The 257-nt window shown below is 47.9% G+C and carries 1 protein-coding gene; it reads left to right on the top strand.

Annotation, left to right across the window (positions count from 1 at the left end; translation table 11 throughout):
• Positions 1 to 223, top strand: a 223-nt coding sequence (locus tag PZC42_RS21895) for a hypothetical protein (RefSeq protein ID WP_277214315.1), incomplete at its 5' end; no start/stop codon positions are given.
• Between the last annotated feature and the right edge of the window lie 34 nt (positions 224 to 257).

The following is a 257-nucleotide window of genomic DNA, read 5'->3' on the forward strand; positions in this document are numbered from 1 at the left end:
TCATAATCCAGTTAAGACACTTTACACTTCAAAAGAACAAGTAAGTGATATTAAAATCATTAAAGGGTTTTCCCCAAAGGAATATTGTGGCTCCAGTTCAACCTTCGCAATCTCTACCGCCTCTCGAAGGCTCTCTTCCCGCCAGAGCCCATGGTCCTCCGAGAGATGTGCAAACAGGGCTACAGAGATGGACTTCGATTCCTTAGGAGGAATGGCCTACTGAACCAACCCAACCCTTTGCTGGCACTGCCCCCAGC

Origin of the sequence: Isoptericola croceus, from assembly GCF_029382255.1 — a bacterium.
Classification (GTDB): Bacteria; Actinomycetota; Actinomycetes; order Actinomycetales; family Cellulomonadaceae; genus Isoptericola; species Isoptericola croceus.